The sequence below is a fragment of the Microbispora rosea genome, from assembly GCF_044460045.1.
GTDB classification, from domain to species: domain Bacteria; phylum Actinomycetota; class Actinomycetes; order Streptosporangiales; family Streptosporangiaceae; genus Microbispora; species Microbispora rosea.
The window spans coordinates 128,221-151,119 of record NZ_JBITJO010000006.1; the positions used below are offsets into that span (position 1 = coordinate 128,221).

16 protein-coding genes are annotated in these 22,899 nt (G+C 73.1%); 10 read left to right on the plus strand and 6 right to left on the minus strand.

Annotation, left to right across the window (positions count from 1 at the left end; all coding sequences use genetic code 11):
* Nucleotides 1–116 precede the first annotated feature (116 nt).
* Genes ACIBK1_RS25460 through ACIBK1_RS25475 form a run of 4 tightly spaced genes read left to right on the plus strand, consistent with a single transcriptional unit; the run spans nucleotide 117 to nucleotide 5,287 of the window.
* Entirely contained in the window at nucleotides 117–890 is a 774-nt protein-coding gene (locus tag ACIBK1_RS25460) for a DeoR/GlpR family DNA-binding transcription regulator (protein ID WP_396738165.1), read from the plus strand.
* A gap of 43 nt (nucleotides 891–933) precedes the next feature.
* Complete coding sequence (locus tag ACIBK1_RS25465; protein WP_030509938.1) at nucleotides 934–2,382, plus strand: FGGY family carbohydrate kinase; 1,449 nt, start codon at nucleotides 934–936, stop codon at nucleotides 2,380–2,382.
* On the plus strand, nucleotides 2,379–3,842 hold the full coding sequence (locus ACIBK1_RS25470; protein ID WP_231514029.1) for an NAD(P)/FAD-dependent oxidoreductase: 1,464 nt from the start codon (nucleotides 2,379–2,381) through the stop codon (nucleotides 3,840–3,842). The genes ACIBK1_RS25465 and ACIBK1_RS25470 overlap by 4 nt, the downstream gene beginning before the upstream one ends.
* A complete protein-coding gene (locus tag ACIBK1_RS25475) occupies nucleotides 3,842–5,287 on the plus strand; it encodes an NAD(P)/FAD-dependent oxidoreductase (protein ID WP_396738599.1) in 1,446 nt (481 codons plus the stop codon). Before ACIBK1_RS25470 ends, ACIBK1_RS25475 begins: the two co-directional genes overlap by 1 nt.
* On the opposite strand, the gene ACIBK1_RS25480 is transcribed toward ACIBK1_RS25475, so the two are convergent.
* The gene (locus ACIBK1_RS25480; RefSeq protein WP_051762064.1) at nucleotides 5,276–5,965 is read right to left on the minus strand and encodes a hypothetical protein; all 690 of its coding nucleotides are present in this window, start codon (nucleotides 5,963–5,965) and stop codon (nucleotides 5,276–5,278) included. The genes ACIBK1_RS25475 and ACIBK1_RS25480 overlap by 12 nt on opposite strands.
* Before the next feature lie 132 nt (nucleotides 5,966–6,097).
* Between ACIBK1_RS25480 and ACIBK1_RS25485 the strand changes: the two genes are divergently transcribed.
* The 3 genes from ACIBK1_RS25485 (at nucleotide 6,098) to ACIBK1_RS25495 (ending at nucleotide 8,515) form a co-directional block, all read left to right on the plus strand.
* Nucleotides 6,098–6,514: an arsenate reductase family protein gene (locus ACIBK1_RS25485; protein WP_396738170.1), complete on the plus strand. Its 417-nt coding sequence runs from the start codon at nucleotides 6,098–6,100 to the stop codon at nucleotides 6,512–6,514.
* Nucleotides 6,511–7,008: a Cys-tRNA(Pro) deacylase gene (gene ybaK / locus ACIBK1_RS25490; protein WP_030509932.1), complete on the plus strand. Its 498-nt coding sequence runs from the start codon at nucleotides 6,511–6,513 to the stop codon at nucleotides 7,006–7,008. The genes ACIBK1_RS25485 and ybaK overlap by 4 nt, the downstream gene beginning before the upstream one ends.
* 94 nt (nucleotides 7,009–7,102) lie before the next feature.
* Nucleotides 7,103–8,515 carry an amidase gene (locus ACIBK1_RS25495; protein ID WP_396738173.1) on the plus strand — a complete coding sequence of 471 codons (1,413 nt, stop codon included), beginning with the start codon at nucleotides 7,103–7,105 and terminating at the stop codon, nucleotides 8,513–8,515.
* Here the strand turns inward: ACIBK1_RS25495 and ACIBK1_RS25500 are convergent.
* The gene (locus ACIBK1_RS25500; protein WP_051762063.1) at nucleotides 8,512–9,003 is read right to left on the minus strand and encodes a hypothetical protein; all 492 of its coding nucleotides are present in this window, start codon (nucleotides 9,001–9,003) and stop codon (nucleotides 8,512–8,514) included. The genes ACIBK1_RS25495 and ACIBK1_RS25500 overlap by 4 nt on opposite strands.
* Nucleotides 9,004–9,104: 101 nt before the next feature.
* Here ACIBK1_RS25500 and murA point away from each other — a divergent pair, with 101 nt between their 5' ends.
* Both murA and ACIBK1_RS25510 read left to right on the plus strand, forming a co-directional pair.
* On the plus strand, nucleotides 9,105–10,409 hold the full coding sequence (gene murA / locus ACIBK1_RS25505) for a UDP-N-acetylglucosamine 1-carboxyvinyltransferase (RefSeq protein WP_030509929.1): 1,305 nt from the start codon (nucleotides 9,105–9,107) through the stop codon (nucleotides 10,407–10,409).
* Between the two features lie 52 nt (nucleotides 10,410–10,461).
* Nucleotides 10,462–13,365 (plus strand): transglycosylase domain-containing protein, encoded by a 2,904-nt coding sequence (locus tag ACIBK1_RS25510; RefSeq protein WP_396738177.1) that lies wholly within the window; start codon nucleotides 10,462–10,464, stop codon nucleotides 13,363–13,365.
* A gap of 370 nt (nucleotides 13,366–13,735) precedes the next feature.
* Here ACIBK1_RS25510 and dnaE read toward each other — a convergent pair whose 3' ends face one another.
* Nucleotides 13,736–17,257 (minus strand): DNA polymerase III subunit alpha, encoded by a 3,522-nt coding sequence (dnaE, locus tag ACIBK1_RS25515; protein WP_030509082.1) that lies wholly within the window; start codon nucleotides 17,255–17,257, stop codon nucleotides 13,736–13,738.
* Between the two features lie 79 nt (nucleotides 17,258–17,336).
* Entirely contained in the window at nucleotides 17,337–18,353 is a 1,017-nt protein-coding gene (locus ACIBK1_RS25520; protein WP_396738180.1) for a chorismate mutase, read from the minus strand.
* Between the two features lie 340 nt (nucleotides 18,354–18,693).
* Here ACIBK1_RS25520 and ACIBK1_RS25525 point away from each other — a divergent pair, with 340 nt between their 5' ends.
* Nucleotides 18,694–21,354 carry a serine/threonine-protein kinase gene (locus ACIBK1_RS25525; protein ID WP_396738183.1) on the plus strand — a complete coding sequence of 887 codons (2,661 nt, stop codon included), beginning with the start codon at nucleotides 18,694–18,696 and terminating at the stop codon, nucleotides 21,352–21,354.
* A gap of 85 nt (nucleotides 21,355–21,439) precedes the next feature.
* Here the strand turns inward: ACIBK1_RS25525 and ACIBK1_RS25530 are convergent, their stop codons facing one another.
* Both ACIBK1_RS25530 and ACIBK1_RS25535 read right to left on the minus strand, forming a co-directional pair.
* Entirely contained in the window at nucleotides 21,440–21,931 is a 492-nt protein-coding gene (locus ACIBK1_RS25530; protein WP_030509079.1) for a hypothetical protein, read from the minus strand.
* Nucleotides 21,932–22,116: 185 nt separating this feature from the next.
* Nucleotides 22,117–22,890, minus strand: a complete 774-nt coding sequence (locus tag ACIBK1_RS25535; protein WP_030509078.1) for a MerR family transcriptional regulator — start codon at nucleotides 22,888–22,890, stop codon at nucleotides 22,117–22,119.
* Nucleotides 22,891–22,899: the final 9 nt, after the last annotated feature.

A 22,899-nucleotide genomic window follows, 5' to 3' on the forward strand; every position in this document is an offset into this window, starting at 1 on the left:
CCCACCCCCCGGGAGCTGGGAATTCGCGCCTCCGCCCGATTTCCGGGCCCTGCCCTTGACAGGTTTCCGGGCACCGATCCACACTCTCGGGCGACAACAGTCACATTCGGTCAAGGATGGATCTCTTGCTTCCGGCGCAGCGTCACCAGCGGATCATCGAGACCCTCGGGCGGAAGGGAACCGTGCGCACCGAGGACCTGGCCGCGCTGCTCGGCGTCTCCCACGAGACCGTCCGGCGCGACCTGGCGATCCTGGAGCGCCGGGCGCTGCTCGTCCGCGTGCACGGCGGGGCGACCTCGGCGCCGTCCGGCACCGGCGAGGAGCTGTCCTACCTGGAGCGCTCGACCAGCCAGTCGGAGGCGAAGGCCGTGATCGGCGAGCTCGCGGCGCGGCTCCTGCGCCCGGGCCAGACCGTGATCATCGACGTCGGCACCACCGCCGTCCACCTCGCCAGGGCCGTCCCGCCGTCCTTCCGGGGGGTGGTCGCCACCTGCTCGCTGCTGGTGGCGGCCGAGCTCGCGGGCCGTCCCGGCGTGGAGGTGCTGGTGGCGGGCGGGCGTGTCCGGCAGGGCGACCTCGCCGTCTCCAACGCCCACACGCTGGGGTTCTTCCAGGACCTGCGCGCCGACGTGGCGTTCCTCGGCTCGGGCGGGGTGGACGCCGAAGCCGGGCTCACCGACTACTTCCTCGACGAGGTCGCGACCAAGCGCGTGATCCTCGCCGGCGCCGCACGGACGTACGTGCTCGCCGACAGCTCGAAGCACGGCAGGGTCGCCGCCTACCGGGTGTGCGCCCTGGACGGCCTGTCCGGTCTCCTCACCGACGCGGCACCCCCTCCCGCGCTCGCGTCCGCCCTGGTCAGCGCGGGCGCCCAGGTGATCAACCCATAGGCTGGCCGTCGCGACTCCCCCAGCTCCAGCCAGGAGACGATCCATGTCCCACCCCTCCGCCCCGGCCGTGCTCGCGATCGACCAGGGCACCTCGGGCACCAAGGCGATCGTGGTGGGCGGCGACGGCGCCGTCCTCGCGCTGGCCGAGGCGCCAGTCCGTCCCGCGTACCTGCCGGGCGGGCGGGTGGAGCAGGATCCGCGGGAACTGCTCGGCTCGGTGCTGGCCGCGGGGCGGGAGGCGGTCGCGGCGGCGGGCGTGCCGGTCGGCGCGGTCGCGCTGGCCAACCAGGGCGAGACCGTGCTGGCCTGGGACCCGGCGACCGGCGAGCCGCTGACCACCGCGCTGGTGTGGCAGGACCGGCGGGCCGAGGAGGTGTGCGCCGGGCTGACCGGGCACGCCGAGAGGATCGCCGAGCTGACCGGGCTCGTGCTCGACCCGTATTTCTCGGCTCCGAAGATGGCGTGGATCCGCCGCAACCTGACCCGCGAGGGGGTGGTGACGACCAGCGACACCTGGCTCGTCCACCACCTGACCGGGGAGTTCGTCACCGACGCGGCGACCGCGAGCAGGTCGGCGCTGCTGGACCTCGACGCGGTCGAGTGGAGCGGGGAGCTGCTCGGCCTGTTCGGCCTGGACGGCGAGCGGCTGCCCGCGATCGTCGCCTGCGACGAGGTGGCCGGGACGACCCGGGCCTTCGGCGGGGAGATCCCGGTCGGCGGGCTGGTCGTCGACCAGCAGGCCGCGCTGCTCGCCGAGGGCTGCCTGTCGGCAGGCGAGGCCAAGTGCACGTACGGCACGGGGGCGTTCCTGCTCGCCAACACCGGCGAGCGGGCCGTGCGCTCGTCCTCCGGCCTGACCACGTCGGTGGCCTGGCGGGCCAGGGGGGCCACGTCCTACTGCGTGGACGGGCAGGTCTACACGGCGGCCTCCGCGGTGCGGTGGCTGAACGGCCTCGGCCTCGTCGGCGACGCCTCCGACCTGGACGCGCTGGCCGCGCCGGACGCCGAGGGCGTGCTGTTCGTCCCCGGGCTCGCCGGGCTGGCCGCGCCCTGGTGGCGGCCGGACGCGACCGCGGCGTTCCTCGGCATGACGCTGTCCACCCGGCCCGGGCACCTGATCCGCGCCGTCCTGGAGGGCATCGCCGCCCAGGTGGCCGACCTCGCGGCGGTCGTCGCGGCCGACCTCGGGCGGCCGCCGGCGCGCCTGCGGGTGGACGGCGGCCTCACCCGGTCGGCCGCGCTCATGCAGGCCCAGGCGGACCTGCTGCAGGCGCCGGTGGACGTCTATCCGTCGCCGCACGCGACCGCGCTCGGCGCCGCCGCGCTGGCCCGCCTCGCGGTGACCCCCTCGCTCACGGTGGCCGGCGCCGTGCCCGCGTGCGCTCCGGCGACGACGTACGAGCCGCGCCGGCCGGCGGAGCGGGCGGAGGAGTTCATGACGCGCTGGCGGCGGGGCGTCCGCGCGGCGATCGAGACGGGGAGGGACGCGTGAGCGGAGGAGTCAGCAGGTCCGGGCCGCTGCCGGGCGGGACGGTCGACGTGGCGGTGGTCGGCGGCGGCGTGGTGGGCGCCGCCGTGGCCCGCGAGCTGGCGGGACGTGAGCCGGCCGGGCGTGAAACGGACGGGCGGCCCCTGTCGGTGGCGCTGGTCGAGGCGCGCCCGGACGTCGGCGACGGCACCAGCAAGGCCAACACCGCGATCCTGCACACCGGCTTCGACGCGACGCCGGGCACCCTGGAGTCGCGCCTGGTGCGGCGGGGATACGAGCTGCTGGGCGGGTACGCCGAGCGCGCCGGCATCCCGGTCGAGCGGACCGGCGCGCTGCTGGTCGCGTGGACCGGCGAGGAGCTGGCCGCGCTCGACGGGCTGGCGGACAAGGCGGTGCGGAACGGCTGCAGGGAGTGCGAGGTCGTCGGCGCGGACGAGGTCTACCGGCTGGTCCCCGCCCTCGGCCCGGGGGTGCTCGGCGGGCTGACCGTGCCCGGGGAGTCGATCATCTGCCCGTGGACCACCACGCTCGCGTTCGCCACCGAGGCGCTCGCGCGGGGCGCCGCCGTGCTGCTGAACACGCGGGTCGACGGCGTGCGGCGAGACGGGGGCGGGGACGGCGACGGCGACGGGGTTACCGTGCTGCTGACGAACCGGGGCCCGCTGCGGGCCCGCTGGGTCGTCAACGCCGCGGGGCTGGGCTCCGACGCCGTCGACCGCCTGTTCGGGCACGAGCGTTACACGGTCACCCCGCGCCGGGGCGAGCTGCTGGTCTTCGACAAGATGGCCAGGCCGCTGGCGAACCGCATCGTGCTGCCCGTGCCCGGCTCGCGCGGCAAGGGCGTGCTGATCAGCCCGACGATCTACGGCAACGTGATGCTCGGCCCGACCGCCGAGGACCTGCGCGACCGCGCCGACACCTCCACCTCCGAGGAGGGGTTCGCGTTCCTGGTGGACAAGGGCCTCGCGCTCATGCCCGCACTGATGCGGGAGGAGGTCACCGCCTCCTACGCCGGGCTGCGGGCGGCCACCGAGCACGGCGACTACCAGGTCCACCTCGACGCCGCGCGGCGTTATCTCGTGCTCGGCGGCATCCGGTCCACCGGGCTGACCGCGTCCATGGCGCTGGCCGAGCACGCCGCAGGGCTGCTGGCCGAGGCGGGCCTGCTCACCTCCGTACGCGGCGACCTGCCGGAACCGCCCCGGATGCCCAACATCGGCGAGGCGTTCCCCCGGCCGTACATGTGCGACGACCTCATCGCCGGGGATCCGGCGTACGGGACCGTGGTCTGCTTCTGCGAGCGGGTCACCGCCGGGGAGATCAGGGACGCCCTGGCCTCCCCGCTTCCCCCGGCCGACCTCGACGGCCTGCGCCGCCGCACCCGGGCCATGATGGGCCGCTGCCAGGGCTTCTTCTGCGGAGCCGAGATCGCCGGGCGCCTCGCCCGCGTGGAGGGATCGTGATGCGCCTCACCACCGACGTCGCCGTCGTGGGCGGCGGCCCCTCCGGGCTGACCGCCGCCGCCGGTCTCGCGGCGGCCGGCCTGCGGGTGCTGGTGCTCGACCGGGAGCGCGAGGCGGGCGGCATCCCCCGGCACAGCCCCCACACCGGCTACGGCCTGCGCGACCTGCGCACGGTGATGACCGGCCCGGCGTACGCCCGCCTGCTGGCCAACCGGGCGCTGGAGGCCGGGGCGCGCGTGCGGACCTCCGCCATGGTCACCGGATGGGCCTCGGCCACCGGCGGCGATGGGGCCGGCGGGGATGGGGCCGGCGGGGATGGGGCCGGCGGGGATGGGGCGCACGCCCTCGACGTCACCACCCCGGAGGGACGTCTGCGGGTGGACGCCCGCGCCGTCGTCCTGGCGACCGGCGCGAGGGAACGTCCCCGCGCGGCCCGGATGGTGCCGGGCGACCGCCCGCCGGGCGTGCTGACGACCGGCCAGCTTCAGAACGTGGTCCACCTGCACCACGGCAGCGTCGGCACGCGGGCCGTCGTCGTCGGGGCCGAGCCGGTGAGCTGGTCGGCCGCGCTCACCCTGCGCGCGGCGGGCTGCCGCACGGTGCTGATGACCACCGAGCACGCCCGCGCCGAGTCGTACGCGGCGTTCAGCGTGCCGGGGCGGGCCGTGCTGCGGATGCCCGTCGCCACCACCACCCGGGTCGTGCGGATCAACGGGCGCGACGCCGTGGAGTCGGTCGAGGTCGAGGACCTGCGCACGGGCGAGCGCCGCACGGTGCCCTGCGACACGGTGGTGTTCACGGGCGGCTGGGTTCCCGACAACGAACTGGCCCGGGCCGCCGGGCTGGCGATCGACCCGGGCAGCAGGAGCCCGGTCGTGGACAACACCCTGGCCACCAGCCGCCCCGGCGTGTTCGCCGTCGGCAACCTGGTCCACCCCGTGGACACCGCCGACGTGGCGGCCCTCGACGGCCGCCACGTGGTCCGGCACGTCCTGGCCTACCTCGCCGCGGCTTCCCCCGCCGCCTCCCGCACCGTGGACCGGCCCGCCGGGAGTGATCTCCCGCGCGCGGCGCGTCCCTCGGGCGGCGCGACGAGTCCCCGCACGCGTACGGGCGGCGGCGACGGCGGCGAGCACGGCGCCGGAGGCGGCGAGACCGGCGGCATGTTCGCGGGTGCGATCCCGCTGCGGGCCGAGGCGCCGTTCCGGTGGGTGTCCCCCGGCCTGGTCAGGCCGGGTGCGGGCGCGCCGCCCCGGCACCGGATCCTGCTGTGGGCGGACGAGCACCGCGCCGTCGCCAGGGTGGTGGTGACGCAGGACGGCCGCGAGATCGCCCGCCGCGTCCTGCCGTGGCCGGTCTCCCCCGGCCGGGTGTTCCGGGTGCCGTCGTCCCTGCTGTCCGGCGCGGACCCGCGCGGCGGGCCGATCGTCATCTCACTGGCATGAGACCGCCGCCGCCGATCCCGGGGCGGCGGCGGGCGCGGCGGCGGGCGCGCCGCCCGCGGCCGGAGACGGCGCGGCGATCGGGGGTGCGGCGATCGCGGGCGCGATCAGCGGGAGCGTCCTGGCCAGCACCAGGGCGAAACCGAGCTGGAACGTCGCCTCGCCGTGGATGAGCAGCCCCTCGGTCTGGAGCACGTACACCGCGGCGAGGACGCCCCCGCCGAGCTGGAGAAGAAAGAACGCGACGCCGACCGCGTCACCGTGGGCCCACGCGACGAGCCGCCCGGCCAGCAGGAGCTGGAGCGCGAACAGGGCCGCGCCCAACCCCCGGTGCGCCCAGTCGACGGCCCCGCCCAGGGTGTACGGCGTCAGCACGATCCCGGCCAGCAGCGCGACGAACCAGCCGGCCATCCCCCGCAGGTGGGCCGGGTACGGCGTGCGGGCCGCCGCGGTGCGCAGCGCCCGGTGGGTGAACAGCGCGGCTCCGGCGAGACCCACGGCGTACGGCAGCAGGGTCTGCCAGTGGACCCCGTAGTAACTCATGCCGTGGTTGACCGCCAGGCCCTCCGGCCGCACGGTGACGCACACCCCCAGCCCCCCGAACAGGCATGCCTGCCCCTTCGCGACGTCACCCGCGACACCGCCCCCGGCACCGCCCGCGAAACCCCCGACCGTTCCCATCGACTGCCCTTCCGCTCGGCCGCTCCTATCGACAAAGGCCACGTAGATAGATTGTCCCCTTTAGATCGTTTTGCCATTCGCCGGGTGGGCATGAAGACCTGTTTACGCGCAGCCGGGCGGGACAATGGCTCCATGGAGATCTGGATCAACCCGGCCTGCTCGAAGTGCAGGTCGGCCTTGTCGCTGCTCGACGCCGAGGGCGCCGGATACACCGTCCGGCACTACCTGGAGGACCCGCCGAGCGCGGAGGAGCTCGCCGAGGTGCTGCGCCGCCTCAGGCTGGAGCCCTGGGACGTCGTCCGCCTCGGCGAGCCCGTCGCCGAGGAGCTGGGCCTGCAGTCGTGGCCGCGCGACGAGGCGGCCCGCGGGCGGTGGATCGAGGCCATGGCCGCCCACCCGATCCTGATCCAGCGGCCGATCATCACCGCCGACGACGGCACCGCCGTGGTGGCCCGCTCCCCCGAGGCCGTACGCTCCGTCCTGCCCTTACGGGGTCGTCCGGCGGGGGCGGATCGGGGAGGAGCCTCCGCACTAGGCTTGCCGTCGTGAGCAAGACCAAGAGCAAGGGCGGCCAGAGCACTCCGGCGACGGTCGCCCTCACGCAGGCGAAGGCGGAGTTCACCCTTCACCCCTACGACCACGATCCGAACGCCCAGGCGTACGGCGAGGAGGCGGCCGACGCGCTCGGGCTGCCGTACGAGCGGATCTTCAAGACGCTGGTGGCGGAGACCGAGGCGGGCCTCGCGGTCGCGGTCGTACCGGTGGCGGGCAAGCTCGACCTCAAGGCGTTCGCGGCGGCGCTGAAGGGCAAGCGGGCGGCGATGGCCGAGGCGGCCAAGGTGGAGCGGGTCACCGGCTACGTGGTCGGCGGCATCAGCCCGCTCGGCCAGCGCAAGCGGCTGCCGACCGTGGTGGACGAGTCCGCGCTCGGCTTCGAGACGATCTACTTCTCCGCCGGGCGGCGCGGCCTGCAGATCGAGACCGCGCCGGGCAACCTCGTCCGGCTCGCCCAGGCCGTGACCGCCCCCATCGCGAAGCTCTGAGCCTGTCTACTGTTGGAGCCTGTCTACTGTTGCCATCGCCCGTGCGGCTCACCGGCCATGAGACTGGCCGGGAAGCACACCGAACGGGGGAGACGTGAACGAGCTGGCCGATCTGACCGCGACGGAGATGGCCGCGCTGCTGCGGGCACGCGAGGTGAGCGCGGTCGAGCTGACCGAGGCGTGCCTGCGGCGCGTCGAGGAGACGAACCCGCGGGTCAACGCCGTCGTGACGCTGACCGCCGAGCGTGCGCTGGACCAGGCCGCACGCGCCGACGAGGACCTGCGGCAGGGCCTGGTGCGCGGCCCGCTGCACGGCATCCCGGTCGCGCACAAGGACCTCGCCGACACCGCCGGCGTGCGCACCACCTACGGCTCGCGGGCGTTCGCCGACCACGTCCCCACCGAGGACGACCCCCTCGTGCGGCGCATCCGCGAGGCGGGCGGGATCGCGCTGGGCAAGACCAACACCCCGGAGTTCGGCACCGGCTCGCACACGGTCAACGAGGTGTTCGGGGCGACCCGCAACCCCTACGACCCGTCGAAGAGCGCGGGCGGCAGCAGCGGCGGCGCGGCGGCGGCGCTGGCCTGCCGGATGGTGCCGCTCGCCGACGGTTCCGACATGGGCGGCTCGCTGCGCAACCCCGCGTCGTTCTGCAACGTGGCGGGCCTGCGGCCCACCCCGGGGCGGGTGCCGGCGAAGTCGGCGACGGCGGCCTGGTTCACGCTCAGCGTGCCGGGGCCGATGGCCCGCACCGCGGGCGACCTGGCGCTGTTCATGTCGGCCGTCTCCGGGTTCGACCCGGTCTCGCCGTTCTCGATCCGCGAGGACGGCTCGGCGTTCGCGGGGTCTCTCGACATGGACCTCGCCGGGGTCCGCGTCGCCTTCAGCCCGGACCTCGGCGGCCTCCCGGTCGACCCGCGCACGGCCGCCGCGACGGCGCGGGGGGCCGAGACGCTGGCCGCGCTGGGGGCCAAGGTCGAGCGGGTGGACCTCGACCTGTCCGCCGCGGAGGAGGCGTTCCGCGTCTACCGGTCGTGGTACTACGCGCTCAACTTCGGCGACCTCCCCGAGGTGGGCCCCAATGTGGCCTGGAACGTGGAGCAGGGGCGGAAGGTCACCGGGGCCGACCTCGCCAGGGCCGAGCGGCTGCGCACCGGCCTGTTCCACCGCATGCGCGAGTTCTTCGGCCGCTACGACTTCCTGGTGGCGCCCGTCAGCCAGGTGCCGCCGTTCCCGGTCGAGCAGCCGTACGTCACGCAGGTGGCCGGGGTGGAGATGCCCGACTACCTGGCCTGGATGCGGTCGTGCTACTGGATCAGCGTGCTGCACACGCCCGCGATGTCGGTGCCGTGCGGTTTCACGCCCGACGGCCTCCCCGTCGGCCTGCAGATCGTGGGCAGGCCGTGGGCCGACATGGACGTCCTGCGCCTCGGGCACGCCTTCGAACGGGCGACCGGCTTCTGGCGGACCGAGCCGGACCTCGGCGGACCCGGCGGCGGGGCTTAGGCCGGGCCGCCCCTCTGGTTGTAGGTCACGGCGAACTCGATGACCCAGAAGACCGCGGTGGCCAGGAGCGGCCAGGCGAACAGCACGCCGTGCGCGGTCAGGTCCAGCGAGGTCGTGGTCGTGTAGCCGTCCGGTCCCGCCGCCTGGATCCCGCCCTTGGCCGTGCCGCCGACCAGCATCGCGACGTATCCGGCGAGCAGCCCGCCGGCGGCGAGCCCGATGAGGACCTCGACCGGCCGCCTGCGCGACAGCACGTAGCCCGCGACTCCGCAGGCCAGGCCGAACGCGCCGGTGACCACGGCGAACCAGCCGTCGGCCTCGATGAGCGACTGCGACTCGGGATCGGCCAGATGCGGCGTCCCGTCGATCAGCACGTACTGCGCAGTGGGGGCGAGCGCCGACCACACGTATCCGGCGACCACCCCGAGGACGGCGAGCACGAGGACGGTAAGGCCGATCGCCGCCAGATTGCCCCTCAGATGCCGCACCGTCCCGATAGTACCCACGTGGTGATCGGGTCCGGTCCCGTTACTCTTGCTTGAGCCGGGTGCAGGGGACACACGGCATCGGTGTGGGCCAAGGAGGCCGAGTGAGCGAAGAGGTATGGCAGATCGACCCGTCCGGCCCCCTGCGGGGGGACGTGGAGGTCCGGGGATCGAAGAACGCGGTCTCCAAACACATGGTGGCCGCGATGCTCGGCACGGGTCCGAGCACGCTGCACAACGCCCCCGAGGTCGGCGAGGTGGGGCTCACCGCCGCCATGCTCGAAGCCCTCGGCATCCACGTGGAGATCACCCCGGGTGAGATCACCATCGAGCGGGGCACCGAGATACGGCCGCGGGTGCCGGAGGAGTACACCGGGCTCAACCGCATCCCGATCCTGATGCTCGGCCCGCTGCTGCACCTGGCGGGCGAGGCGTTCGTCCCCCTCGTCGGCGGCGACCCGATCGGCAGGAGGCCGGTCAACTTCCACGTCGAGGCGCTGCGGTCGATGGGCGCGGAGATCGAGGTCGGCGACAACGGCATCACCGCCAAGGCGGCCCGGCTGCGCGGCAGCCGCATCACGCTCCCCTACCCCAGCGTGGGCGCCACCGAGACGATCCTCATGACGGCGGTGCTGGCGGAGGGCAAGACCGTCATCAAGGGCGCGGCGATGGAGCCCGAGGTGGTGGAGCTGGCGCTGTTCCTCCAGCGCATGGGCGCGATGATCGAGCTGAGCCCCGACCGGCGCATCGTCATCGAGGGCGTCGAACGGCTGCACGGCGCCTCCACCTGGCTGGCCGGCGACCGCATCGAGGCGTTCTCCTACCTCGTGGCGGGCCTGGTCACGGGCGGCGAGGTGCGCGTGCACGGCTGCCACCAGGACCGGCTCGTCACCGCCATCACCACGCTGGCGAGGATGGGCGCGCGGTTCGAGATAACCGACGAGTGGTTGTGCGCCTCCGCCCCGGACGGCCTGCGCGCCGCGGCGGTGCAGACCGACACCCACCCCGGTTTCATGACGGACTGGCAGACGCCGCTGATGGTGCTGTTCACCCGCGCCGAGGGCATGTCGGTGCTGCACGAGACGGTGTTCGAGAACCGGCTCGTGTACGTTCCCGCGCTGCAGAAGATGGGGTGCGAGATCGAGGTGTTCGCCCAGTGCCTGGGCGGACCGGCGTGCCGCTACCACGACACCAACGCCAAGCACTCGGCGGTCGTGCGCGGAATCTCCAACCTGCGCGGGGCCGACGTCACGCTCCCCGACATCCGCGCCGGGTTCTCCGCCGTGCTGGCCGCCGCCGTGGCCGAGGGCACCTCGACCCTGCGCGGCGTCAACCACATCGAACGCGGTTACCACAGGCCGTTCGAACAGTTCACCTCCCTCGGATTGAAGATCAACAGGCTTACGTAAAGCTTTGCGGCTGCTGGGTTTGGAGAAACGCCAGAGGTCGCACTGATATCCCGTGACCTCTCGTCTTCTCGGCCACGTCAATCTCGGGCGCGCCGTCCTCGCCCTGGGCATGTGCGGCGCGGCCGGGGGCACCCTGGTCGCCGGGCTGGTGATGCCCTTCGTGGGCGGAGCCGGCCTGGCGGCCAGGAGCGCCGCGTCCACCCTCACCTACCTGCCCACGCCCCTGCGTGAGGAGCCGCTGCCCGAGGTGACACGGCTGCTCGACCGCAACGGGCACCAGATCGCCCAGTTCTACTACCAGAACCGGCAGTCGGTGCCGCTGAGCGCGGTCGCCCCCGTCATGCGCCAGGCCATCGTGGCCATCGAGGACGCCCGGTTCTACGAGCACGGCGGCCTGGACCTCAAGGGCACGCTGCGTGCCTTCGTCACCAACACCCGGGCCGGCGGGATCCGGCAGGGCGGCTCGTCCATCAGCCAGCAACTCGTCAAGAACATCATGCTGACCCAGGCCGAGTCGGAGCAGGAGCGCGCGCAGGCGCTCGTCCGCTCGTTCCGCCGCAAACTGGACGAGCTGCGGTACGCGCTGGCGCTGGAGCGTAAATACACCAAGGACCAGATCCTCGAGCGCTACCTCAACATCGCCTACTTCGGCGCCGGGGCGTTCGGCGTCCAGGCGGCGGCCAAGCGGTTCTTCGGCGTCGACGCCGCCAGCCTCACGCTCACGCAGGCCGCGACGCTCGCCGGTGCCGTGCGAACGCCGTACGACACCGATCCCTCGCTGGGCGACGAGCACCGTGACCGGCTGCGCACCCGGCGCGACCTGGTCCTGGGCCGGATGGCGGAGCTCGGGATGATCGGCAAGGACGCGGCGCGCACCGCCACGGCCGAGCCGCTTGAGTTGCACCTGAGTCCCGAGCCCGGCGGCTGCGCGGGCAGCGCGCACCCCTTCTTCTGCGTGTACGTGGAGCGCGAGGTGCTCACCAACCCCGCCTTCGGCTACAGCAGGGCCGACCGGGAGCGGCGCCTGCAGCGCGGCGGGCTGACCATCTGGACGACCATCGACCCGGTCGCCCAGCGGGCCGCGGAGCGTGCCATCGCCGCGCGGGTCAGGCCCCGCGACAACCAGGTGGCGTCGGAGACGATGATCGAGCCGGGCACCGGGCACATCCGCGCGATGGCCGTGAGCAAGCACTACGGGCGCAACCCGCACGACCGCGACCTCGGGCCCAGCACCACCTACAACCTGGCGGCCGACACCGCGCACGGCGGCGGGCTCGGCCTGCAGGCGGGGTCCACCTTCAAGGTGTTCACGCTGGCCACCGCGCTCAAGCAGGGGATGCGGTTCGGCGACGGCTTCTCAATCCCCGGCGCGTACGTCCCGTCGTACGGCTATCGCGACTGCTCGGGCAAGGCCGTCAACGACCCGAACACGGTCATCCACAACGCGGGCGGCGAGGGCGGCGGCGGGCCGTTGAGCCTGGAGATGGGCACCTGGCAGTCGGTGAACATCTTCTACATGCGGCTGGAGCGCGAGGTGGGCCTGTGCGACGTCGTGCAGACGGCCAAGTCGCTCGGCATCAAGCGCGCGGACGGCACGCCGCTCCACGAGGTGCCGACGTTCACGCTGGGCGCCAACGAGATGGACCCGACGACCGTGGCTGCGGCGTACGCGGCGTTCGCCGCCCGGGGACGCTACTGCCGGCCGATGGCCGTCACCGCCGTCGTGGAGCGCGACGGCACCCGCACCGAGACACCGCCCGCCTGCGTGACCGCGCTCGAACCCGCGGTCGCCGACGCGGTGAGCCATGTGCTCACGGGAGTCTTCACCAAGGGCACGATGCGCGGCCAGTCCATCGACCGGCCCGTCGCGGGCAAGACCGGCACGAACAACGGCTACACCTCGGCCTGGTTCGCCGGATACACGCCCGCCCTCGCCGCCGCCGTCAGCGTGGGCGACATCCGCGGCTCCTACCGCTATCCGCTCACCGGCGTCACCATCGGCGGCCGTTACTACGGGGCGGTGCAGGGCGCCTCGCTGCCCGGCCCGATCTGGGTGGACTCGATGCGCGCGGCCCTGCGGGACACCCCGGCGTACGGCTTCGTCCCGCCCGACATGGCCCGGTTCGGCGGAGGCTTCACGCCCGGGCTCAAGGAGGCGCTGGAGAAGCAGCGCAAGAAGGAGAAGAAGAAGCGAGAGGCCGAGCGCGACAAGCACGACGACGGCGACAGCGCCTCGGCCTCCGCGCAGGACGCGACGGACGGCGCGGCGAACGGCGGTGAGGCGGCTTCCGGCAGCGCCAGGACCAGTCCCTTGGCCGGAGGCGGCAGGACCACTCCCCCCGCCCCCCGGGCCGCCCCCGCCGCCGCCCCTCTGAACCGCTCCACCACCGTGCGCTCCACCACGGCCCGCTCCACCACCGCGCGCTCCACCACGGCCCGATCCACCCGTGGCACGCCGGTCTCCACCGGAGCCCACACGGCGGCCCGTGGCTCCTCACCCCGTGCGCCGCTCCGCAGGGGCGCCGGCAGCGCGCCGGCGAGCAGGACGGGCTGGGCGAGCCTGGCCCCACCTCGCGCCGCGCCTCCAGCGGCACGGCCCGCCATCCGGGCCGCCAAGACCCAGCGCGCCGCACCCGGACGCGTCACAGCCGGACGTGCCACGGCCGGACATGCCACGGCGGGAGCCAAGGCCCGACGTGCCGCGGTACGCCGGGAGACGACACAGCACAGCGCGGCACAACACAGCACGGCACGACACGGCGCGACACGACACGGCGCGGCGGTTCCGCCCCGCAGGTCCCATGCCGGTGCGGCGGGGAGCGGACACCGGCAGGGGCGCTCCACCTCGGCTGCTCGATCCACCCGGCCCTCCGGGTCCGGCCACCGGCCCGGCGCCGCGGCCGGAAAGAGCCGGCGCGCCTCGCACGGCGGGCGGCCCGACCGGCCCCACCGGTGAGGGCCGCGCGTGTCACGATCGCACCTGCGCGGGGATGTGGTGGGGGCGAATTCGGGAACACGCGCGGACCTGCTCGCGGGGCGAAATGAACGACGCCGCGGAAAACGCCGCGAACGACGCCACGGACAACGCGACTTCGAGCCCGGTGCAGTCTCGTTGTGGTTGAAGCTGTCCCGGCTGTCGGAGGGGCACCAGGAGGTCGCCACCAGCCATGACGTGCTCACCCCCGGGCGCGACGTCGGCTGTGCCGCGAGCCGGCGGGGATCAGCCTCCGGGATTGTCGCCGAGGCCGGCCCGGTCGCCGTACGACGAGGCGGATCGCGCGGCGGCCCGCCTCGTCACGTCGCCGTCCGGTTGACCGGGCGCCCGGTCAACCGGCCAGACAGGCCGGCCCGAGCAGCTGCTTGAGGTCGCCCATCAGGGCGGGCGACGGGCTCACGCGGAGCCGGTCGTCCAGCCGCATGACCGTCGTACGCGGCCCGTTGTGCACCTGGAGGTGGACCTCCGTCGTCCCGGGGTGGGTGGTCAGCACCTCCTTGAGCCGGCCGACGACAGGCGGCGTGCAGCGGTTGATCGGCATGCTCACCACCAGCGGCCCGCCCGACTCGGCCGTCAGGTCCGGCGCGGTCACCTCCATCGCGATGATCTTCGCGACGTCCTCCCGCTTGTCGATCCTGCCCTTGACGAAGACGATCGCGTCCTCGGCGAGCACGGTCGCGCAGAGCTGGTAGGCGGACGGGAAGATCATGACCTCGATCGAGCCCTCCAGGTCCTCCAGCATGGTGAGGACCCAGGTGTCGCCCTTCTTGGTCACCTTCCGCTGCAGGCCCGACAGGATGCCGCCGACCGTGACGACCTGCCCGTCGGGGCGGCTGTCGTCCTGCAGCGCGGCGATCGAGCAGTCGGCGCCCGACGACAGGATGTGCTCGACGCCGAACAGCGGGTGGTCGGAGACGTACAGGCCGAGCATCTCCCGCTCGAACTGCAGCAGCGTCGTCTTGTCCCACTCCCCCGGCGGGATCTGCACGTCGAAGGTCTGGTCCTCGGCGCCGTCGATCGCGCCGAACAGCGAGTCCTGGCCGATCGCCTCGTTCTTCTTGATGTCGATGATCGCGTCGACGGCCTGCTCGTGCACCATCAGCAGGCCCTTGCGCACATGCCCGTACGAGTCGAACGCGCCCGACTTGATCAGCGACTCGATGACGCGCTTGTTGCAGACGATCGCGGGGACCTTGCGCAGGAAGTCCTTGAAGTCGGTGAACCTGCCCTTCTCCTTGCGCGCCGCGATGATGCCGTCCACGACGTTCGCGCCGACGTTGCGGATGGCCGACAGGCCGAACCGGATGTCGGTGCCACGCGGGGTGAAGTCGAAGTCGGAGTCGTTGACGTCCGGCGGGAGCACCTTGATGCCCATGCGGCGGCACTCGTTGAGGTAGAGCGCCGACTTGTCCTTGTCGTCCTTGACGCTGGTGAGCAGCGCCGCCATGTACTCGGCCGGGTAGTTGGCCTTGAGATAGGCGGTCCAGTACGACACCAGGCCGTATCCGGCGGTGTGGGCCTTGTTGAAGGCGTAGTCGGAGAACGGGAGAAGGATGTCCCACAGGGCCTTGATGGCCGCGGCGGAGAACCCGTTCTCCTTCATGCCCTTCTCGAAGAACTCGAACTGCTTGTCCAGCTCGGACTTCTTCTTCTTGCCCATCGCGCGGCGGAGCAGGTCGGCGCCGCCGAGCGTGTAGTTGGCCACCTTCTGGGCGATGGCCATGACCTGCTCCTGATAGACGATCAGGCCGTAGGTCGTGTTGAGGATGTCCTTGAGCGGCTCCTCCAGCTCGGGGTGGATCGGGATGATCTCCTGCTGGCCGTTCTTGCGCAGGGCGTAGTTGGTGTGCGAGTTGGCCCCCATCGGGCCGGGCCGGTAGAGCGCGAGGGCCGCGGAGATGTCCTCGAAGTTGTCGGGCTTCATCAGCCGCAGCAGCGTGCGCATGCCGCCGCCGTCCAGCTGGAAGATGCCGAGCGTGTCGCCCTTGGCCAGCAGCTCGTACGTCCTGCTGTCGTCGAGCGGGAGCTCCAGCAGCTCGATCTTGTTCCCGGTGTTGCCTTCGATCATCTTCAGGCAGTCGTCGATGATCGTGAGGTTGCGCAGGCCCAGGAAGTCCATCTTCAGCAGGCCGAGCGTCTCGCAGGTCGGGTAGTCGAACTGCGTGATGATCGCGCCGTCCGAGTCGCGGCGCATGATCGGGATGTGGTCGGTCAGCGGCTCGGCCGACATGATGACGCCCGCGGCGTGCACGCCGGTCTGCCGGATCAGGCCCTCCAGGCCGCGCCCGAGGTCGATCGTCGCCTTGACGTCGACGTCCTCGTCGTACAGCTTGCGCAGCTCGCCCGCCTCGTTGTAGCGCGGGTGGTCGGAGTCGAAGATGCCTGAGAGCGGGATGTCCTTGCCCATCACCGCCGGGGGGAACGCCTTGGAGATGCGGTCGCCCAGCGCGTACGGGTAGCCGAGGACGCGGCCGGCGTCCTTCACGGCCGCCTTCGCCTTGATGGTGCCGAACGTGGCGATCATGGCGACCTTGTCGGCGCCCCACTTCTCGGTCACGTAGCGGATCACGTCGGCGCGCCGGCGCTCGTCGAAGTCGATGTCGATGTCGGGCATCGAGACGCGCTCGGGGTTGAGGAACCGCTCGAAGATCAGGCCGTGCGGGATCGGGTCGAGGTCGGTGATGCCCAGCGAGTACGCGACCAGCGAGCCGGCGGCCGAACCACGGCCGGGACCGACCCGGATGCCGTTGTTCTTCGCCCACATGATGAAGTCGGCGACCACGAGGAAGTAGCTCGGGAAGCCCATCTGGAGGATGACGCCGATCTCGTTCTCGACCCAGACGCGGTGCTCCTCGTCCACCCCGCCGGGGAAACGCCGCTTCATGCCCTCCCAGACCTGCTGCCGGAAGTACTCCTCCTCCGTCAGCCCCTCGGGGATCGGGTAGGTCGGCATCAGGTTGTGGTAGGGGAAGAAGCCCTCGGGCTCGACCTTCTCGGCCACCAGCAGCGTGTTGCGGCAGCCCTCCTGCCAGATGTCGGAGGAGTCGACCGCCCGCATCTCGTCGGCGGACTTGACGTAGTAGCCGCTGCCGTCGAACCGGAACCGGTCGGGGTCGCTGAGCTGCTTGCCCGTCTGGATGCACAGGAGCGCGTCGTGACCGGCGGCGTCCGACTCGTACGTGTAGTGGGAGTCGTTGGTGACCACCGGGGGAATGTCCAGCTCGCGGCTGATCCGGATCAGGCCGTCGCGGACCCGGCGCTCGATGTCGAGCCCGTGGTCCATGATCTCCAGGAAGTAGTTGTCCTTCCCGAAGATGTCCTGGAACTTCGCGGCCGCCTTGAGCGCCCCGTCGTACTGGCCGAGCCGCAGCCGGGTCTGCACCTCCCCGGACGGGCAGCCGGTGGTGGCCATCAGGCCCTCGGCGTGCTCGGCGAGGATGTCGGCGTCCATCCGGGCCCACTTGCGGACGAAGCCCTCGGTGTAGGCGCGCGAGCTGAGCTTCATCAGGTTCTGCAGGCCGGTCTTGTTCCGCGCCCAGATGGTCATGTGGGTGTAGTAGCCACCCGCCGAGACGTCGTCGCTCTTCTGGTGCGGCTCGCCCCACAGCACCGGCTTCTTGTGCATGCGCGACTCGGGCGCGACATACGCCTCGATGCCGAGGATGGGCTTCACCCCGGCGCCGGTCGCCTGCTTGTAGAAGTCGTAGGCGCCGTGCATGTTGCCGTGGTCGGTGATCGCGATCGCGGGCATCTCCAGCTCGCCCACGAGTTTGAACATCTGCTTCAGCCGCGCCGCTCCGTCGAGCATCGAATACTCGGTGTGGACGTGCAGATGAACAAACGAATCACCCATGAGACCCCCATCGTCACCGGACCGCGGACCAGAGCCTACGCCGTGATCGCGAGCCAGTGGGACTCAGGTGAAACAGAGTTTATCTCCGGTCCTCGCCGTCCCGCGCCTCCTCCGACAGGCGCAACCCGGCCTCGATCACGGCGTTCATGATGGGGGCGAGCAGCCTCGCGCCGAGGCCGGGGGCGCGGCGGGCCATGGCCTCGACGAGGCGGCGCTCGCGCTCCATGTCCCGCCCTCGGAAGCCGCCGACGGGCTTGAGCCGCTGGATGCGCCCGGCCAGCGCGGCCCGGCGTTCGATCAGCGTGGCGAGGGCCGCGTCCACCCGGTCGATGGCGGCCCGGGCCGCGTCGAGGGTCTCGGGGTCGTCGGGCCGCACGAGCGCCGCCATGACGGTCGCCGCCTCGTGCGCCGCCGCGAGGGTCCTCGCGGGCGCGCCCGGGCCGACCAGCAGGCCGTCCGCCCCCGCCGCCACCGCCGCGTCCGCCAGCCCGCCGTCGCCGCCCAGCCCGGCGAGGACGGGGCGGTCGGCGCGCTCCCGCGCGGCGCGCAGGAGCCCGAGATCGGGCGCGGCGTCCTCCGGTTCGCCGCGGCCGCCGCTCTCGCAGAGCACGACCGCCTCGTTGCCCTCGGCGGCGCAGTCGTCCACCGCGGCCAGCCACTCCTCCAGCGTCGCCACGCGCCCGTGCCGGTCGATTCCCCGCTGGATGACGACGGGGAGCCCGAGCCGGGCCGCGGCCCGGACGAGATCGGGGTCGGCCGCCCAGGCCGCCCCGATCATCACTCCGTCGGCGTGCCGGGCCACGGCGGGCAGGTCGGCGGCCGTGGCGGGCTCCACCAGCAGCGGGCCCGCCGGGCGCGCCCCGGCCCCGGCGGCCGCACCATTCCACGGAGAGCCGTCCCCGGAAGAACCATCCTCCGTGGAGTCCCCCGGCATGTCCCGCAGGGTCTCCGCTCCGTCCCCGGGCGTGCCGCCGTCGCCGCGCAGGCGCAGCCAGCGGGCGTCCCGGCCCCCGATGACCACAACGGGGAGCCCGTCGCCGATCACGAGATCGCCGATCCGTACGGCATCGCGGTCGAGTTGGGCCGCCTTCGACATGTGGGCTCCTCCGTGTGCCGCCCCCGCGGAACCGGCCGTCCGCCATGGGGGCTCGCTGAGATCGGGACTGGCTGAGAGACGAACGTCCGAAAACGAAAAAGGCAGAGACGCTGGCGTCCCTGCCTCAAGCCGGCTCCGGATGGTCGCTAGCTCACGTCACGCGACCGGCCCTCCGGAGCCGGCCTCGTAAACAAGCTGTACCTACCCATAACAAGGACCTTAGCAGCGGCGGGCCCACGACTCGAACCGATCTGTCTCGAATTTCGGGATCGCCAGTCATGGACGCGGTTGATCCCTTTGCCATCCGTGGGACGATTCATTGGTCCAGGAAGGGGTTCGAGTGTCGCGTGCGGAAGGCCGGCTCGTCGGAGGCCGGTACCAGTTGATGGAGCCGATCGGCCGGGGTGGCATGGGCGTCGTCTGGCGCGCCCACGACCAGTTGCTGGACCGCGCGGTCGCGGTCAAGGAGGTCCGCTACGACAGTGCGATGGGCGACGAGCTCAGCGACCTCAATCGCCGGACCATGCGCGAGGCCCGGGCCGCGGGCCGCCTCACCCACCCGAACGTGGTGGTCGTCCATGACGTGATCGAAGAGGACGACCGCCCCTGGATCATCATGCAGTTGGTGGCGTCCCGCTCGCTGGGGCAGGTGATCAGGGAGGACGGCCCGCTGTCGCCCGAGCGCACCGTCGAGATCGGCCTGCAGATCCTGGACGCGCTGCGCGCCGCCCACCGCCAGGGCGTGCTGCACCGCGACGTCAAGCCCGAGAACGTGCTGCTCACCGATGACGGCCGGGTGGTCCTGACCGACTTCGGCATCGCCAGGCTCGAAGCCGACTCCACCATGACCCGCACCGGCCTCGTCGGCACCCCCGCCTTCATCGCTCCCGAACGGCTCCGCGGCGAGGCCGCGCAGCGTGAATCGGACCTGTGGTCGCTCGGCGCCACGCTGTACACGGCGGTGGAGGGCAAGCCCCCGCACGACCGGGGCATGGCGATGGCCACCATGCACGCCGTGCTGAACGACGATCCGGCCCCGCCGCGGCACGCGGGCGCGCTGGGCTCCGTTCTCCACAGGATGCTCGCCAAGGAGCCGGCGGACCGTCCCGGCTACGACGAGCTCACCCGGCTGCTCAAGCGGGCGTCGCGGGACCTGGCCCCGCCGCCGCCCCGGCCCGCCGCCCCGCCCGCAGAGGACGCCTCCTCGCAGGCCGCGAAGCCGGAAACGCCCGCCTCCCGGCAGGGCAAGGCGTCCCGGGGCGCGGCGCCGTACCCGCCCGCGTCATCCGCTCGGCCGGACGAGCGTCCCGCCGAGCGCGACGAGGCGGCGGGGGCGGGCCGCGCACCCGCCGCAGGCGAGAGAGCGGCGGCCGGGCGCGCCGGGGCCGGGGCCGCGAGCGAGGCCGCGGGCCCGGGCGAGATCACCTCCCCCCTTCCGGTCATACGCGACGAAGTGGCCCCCGAGCAGGGGGACGGCCCGGCTGGGGAGCAGGCGGGGAGGGCGCCGGCGACCATGCCGGAGACCGGCGCGCAGGCCGCCCCGCCCGCCCGTACGAAGCCCTCGACCGGCGCTCCCGCCGAGGATGGGCCCGGGAAGGAGGACGGCCCGGCCGCGGACGCGGGCGACGGCACCACCAGGATCGCCCCCGCCGCCATCGCCTCCGGGCCCTCCGCGGCCTCGGGCAGGGAGGACCGTAAGGCGCCGGAGGGCTCACCCGCCGCCGGGAAGACGAAGAACTCCGGCGCCTCCTCAGGCGAGCACCCCGCCAGTCCCCCGCAGTCTCCGGCGGCCCAGTCTTCGACGGCGCAGTCCTCGACAGCGCAATCCTCGGCAGCGCAGTCCTCCACCCCCTCCGGGGCGGGTGGGACGCAGAAGGGCGGGGGCGGGAGCGCCGCGTCGAAGGGCACCGCTTCGCAGAGCATCGCTTCGAAGGGCGCGGCGGGTTCGGCGTCGTCCGCCTCCTCCGGTTCCCTCGGCTCCACCGGCTCCGGGGACTCCGTGGGTTCCGGCGGCTCCGGGGGCGACAGCCGTACGGACCGGACGGGCGACCGCGCCGGCGCGTCCCGGCCCCTCGCGAGCGGCGGGCCCACGCCGGGCGCGGGCGACGAGCGGCGCGCGGCCACGGCGGACCGGACGCAGGACGCCTCGGGCGCGGCCGGGCTCGCCGGCCCCGGGAGCCCGATCGCCGGGCTGCGGCAGGCGTCCGCGACGATGCCTCCGCAGAGCGGGGCGGAGTGGCACGGATCGCTGACCAGCCCGGTCTCGCCGCGGTCGTCGAACAGCCTGCTGAAGGTCGCGTTGATCCTCATCCCCGCGCTGCTGATCATCGCGGGCGTGGCGGGCTACCTCGGCCTGCGGGCGGGTGAGGGCGACTCGGGGAGCGACCCCGCCGCCGGGTCGGACGCGGCCACGGCCGCGACGGGCAAGGGCGGCGACGAGCCCTCCGCCTCGGCGCCCCCCTCGGACGCGCCGTCCTCCGCCGAGCCGTCCGCGTCCGCCTCGGACGAGGCGACGGAGTCTCCCGAGCCCTCCCCGAGCCCCAAGACCTCCGAGCCCGCCGACGTCCCCGAGGACTGGCACACGTACAAGCACTCGAGCGGGTTCTCCCTCGCGCTGCCGAAGGGATGGCACGTCGACGGCAGGGGCAACGGCGAGGTCCGCTTCCGCGGGGACTCGCACACCTATCTGGAGGTCCACCACACCACGAGTCCCGAGTCGGACGCGCTGAAGGTGTGGCGGCGCGACGTCCCGGGCATGAGCCGGAACTTCCCCGGCTACAAGCTCGTCGAGATCCGAGAGGTCAAGGGGTACTGGAAGACCGCGGCCGACTGGGAGTTCACCTTCGGCGACAGCCGTTACCGGTCACGTGTGATCGACCGCGGCTTCGTCACCGACAAGCACAACGGCTACGCGCTGCTCTACAAGACCCAGGACAAGGACTGGAAGAAGAAGAAGGAGCTCTTCGAGACCATCGCCTCCACCTTCAAGCCGGCGAAGTAGTGACCGGCGGGCGTGTCACGCCGGTGACCGCGGGCACCCCTGCGCGGGTGCCCGCGGTCACCGCACGGCGGCGACGCGATGCGGGTCAGGGCTGGCCGACGTAGTCGACCAGGACGGTCGCCTGGCGCGCGGTCCAGCTGTCGGCCACGGGCGTGAACGTCACCTTCCCGGAGCCGTAGCACGGCAGTGTCGCGGTGGCCGGGATCTCGGCCTTGACCCCGTAGTAGCGCAGCACGAGGGCCCTCGCGACGGTCGACGGGTCGCCCAGGTCCACCGCGATCGACGTGCCGCCGCTGCCGGTGTAGCCGATGCTCGCCGACGACGACGAGATCGCGACGGGCCGCACCTCCACCGTCTGCCCGGGGAACGGATGACCGGTCTGTCCCGGGAATACCGGCCCGTAGCACGCCATCTTGATGATCGTGTGGCCGGTCTGGCCATTGACGAAACCGTAGAAGTACTGGTGGGGGCCGATGGGAGCGGGGTCGACGACCTCGGCCGAGGCGGGGAGCGCGGTGGCCGCCGCGAGGACGGCGACGGCCAGGGGGACAAGGCGCGCTGCGGCGGTGCGGAACACGGAACCTCCGGCTGACGACAGGGGCGGGGGCGGGCGACCCGGACGGTAGGCCGGTCCTTCCCGCCGGTCAACGTTCGCCCTCCCCCGCTCGACCGGCGCTCGGAAGACGCGGCGGAACGGGTGAAAGGTTCACCCCGGCAGCGCCGCCTCCGCGCCCCGGCCCCCACCCGCCGTGGCGGACGGGCTCAGCCGGCCTGGCGGGCCTGCTCCAGGTAGGTCACCAGGGCGGCCATCCGCTCGGCCGGCCAGGGCAGGCTCCGGCCGATCTCCGCGCTGTTGTCCTGCCACATCCTGCGGGCCGCCGCCCTGGTCCGCTCGCCCTCCGGTCCTTCGGGGTGGAACCCGCCCGCGAGGGCGTCCCAGCGGCGTACGAGGTCGCGGGCGCGCTCGTCCTCCGCGGGCACGCCGGTCTCCACGAGCCGCAGGCCCTCCTCGACCAGCCCCGCCCACGCGCCCTTGGCCGCGTCGACGCCCTCGCCGCCCAGCGCGTCCCTGCGCTCGGCCAGCCGCTCACGCTGCTCTTCGGTGAAATAGGTCTCGAACACCGACATCAACTCCAATGTGGTCATCAACCGATCCGGATCAAGGCCGGACGAGTCGCCGGCCTGCCCAAGCAGGCCGCGGATCCGCTGACGCAGCACCCCGATCAGCTCGGCGTGCTCGTCGAGCCTGCGCAACTGCTCTGCCAGCAGGTCGCGCATCGACTCGGGGTCGTCCGCCGCGCCGTCGAGAACGCCCGCGATCTCCTCCAGCGACAGGCCGAGCGCCCGCAGGGCGCGCACGCGGTACAGCCGCCGCAGGTCCCGCTCGGTGTAGCGGCGGTGCCCGGCGGGCGTACGCTCGCTCGCGCTCAGCAGCCCGATCTCGTCGTAGTGGTAAAGCGCGCGCACCGTCATCCCGGTCGCCCGCGCCAGTTCGCCGATCGACCATCGCCGTCCGGCGTCGTCTGCCCCGATCACGCTCGAAAC

Excerpts from the sequence above, each read along its gene's own strand:
- ACIBK1_RS25460 (WP_396738165.1), top strand. The coding sequence starts at position 117 with ATGGATCTCTTGCTTCCGGCGCAGCGTCACCAGCGGATCATCGAGACC.
- ACIBK1_RS25465 (WP_030509938.1), top strand. The coding sequence starts at position 934 with ATGTCCCACCCCTCCGCCCCGGCCGTGCTCGCGATCGACCAGGGCACC.
- ACIBK1_RS25475 (WP_396738599.1), top strand. The coding sequence starts at position 3,842 with ATGCGCCTCACCACCGACGTCGCCGTCGTGGGCGGCGGCCCCTCCGGG.
- ACIBK1_RS25480 (WP_051762064.1), bottom strand. The coding sequence starts at position 5,965 with ATGGGAACGGTCGGGGGTTTCGCGGGCGGTGCCGGGGGCGGTGTCGCG.
- ACIBK1_RS25485 (WP_396738170.1), top strand. The coding sequence starts at position 6,098 with ATGGAGATCTGGATCAACCCGGCCTGCTCGAAGTGCAGGTCGGCCTTG.
- dnaE (WP_030509082.1), bottom strand. The coding sequence starts at position 17,257 with ATGGGTGATTCGTTTGTTCATCTGCACGTCCACACCGAGTATTCGATG.
- ACIBK1_RS25520 (WP_396738180.1), bottom strand. The coding sequence starts at position 18,353 with ATGTCGAAGGCGGCCCAACTCGACCGCGATGCCGTACGGATCGGCGAT.